The organism is Bacillus pretiosus (assembly GCF_051294775.1).
GTDB lineage: Bacteria > Bacillota > Bacilli > Bacillales > Bacillaceae_G > Bacillus_A > Bacillus_A wiedmannii.
Genome location: NZ_JBPPHF010000235.1, coordinates 1 through 301, shown reverse-complemented (window position 1 = coordinate 301; position 301 = coordinate 1). Strand labels below are relative to the sequence as shown.

Here is a 301-nt window from a genome sequence, read left to right as displayed (position 1 = left end):
CGCTATCATGAATACTTGTGACAGTAACATGAAGTATGTTATGATGAATACAATACGAAAATTAAATATTTATCCACTAGGGGGGCCTATTATAGGCTGAGATCAAATGAGAAGTTGAGACTCTTAGTACCTGATCTGGTTAATACTAGCGTAGGGAAGTGGGAAGACATTACTATTTTATGAATAAATACTGTCAATTTCACTTTCTTTACGTTTGTAAAGAAAGTTTTTTTATTTTACAGATGTAATAACTGTGGGTAAATACTTAAATTTTATACTTTATTGGAGGGATTTAAATGAC

At 30.9% G+C, this 301-nt stretch carries 1 riboswitch.

The features are described 5' to 3' along the window. Positions 1-68: 68 nt before the first annotated feature. Positions 69-174: riboswitch (TPP riboswitch) on the top strand. Positions 175-301 lie beyond the last annotated feature (127 nt).